The following is a 228-nucleotide window of genomic DNA, read 5'->3' as shown; positions in this document are numbered from 1 at the left end:
AGAGAAGCTACGTGCAATAAAATCACGCGCTGCTACTTGGTATTCGTAAGATTTTTCTTTAAGCCAATCTAACCCTGTTAACGACCAAGCGCGTGTTGCGCGAAAACGTGAAGATGATGCATACGGGTCACCTTGAACGTGGTCGATGTGTAATTCGAAATCAGCAAAGTCGTATTGACCTTTAATTTGTTGATATGCGCGGAAGTTTTGTTTTTCGAGCTTTTTAAG

General features: G+C 41.7%; 1 protein-coding gene. It reads right to left on the bottom strand.

The window, feature by feature from the left end:
- Positions 1–228: ABC-ATPase domain-containing protein (locus AB4496_RS27365; protein WP_372133103.1), on the bottom strand; the 228-nt coding region annotated here is incomplete at both ends.

This window comes from Vibrio sp. 10N.222.46.A1 (genome assembly GCF_041473595.1).
Classification (GTDB): Bacteria; Pseudomonadota; Gammaproteobacteria; order Enterobacterales; family Vibrionaceae; genus Vibrio; species Vibrio tasmaniensis_A.
The sequence above is the reverse complement of the archived record's forward strand: the minus strand, read 5'-3'. Positions and strand labels throughout refer to the sequence as shown.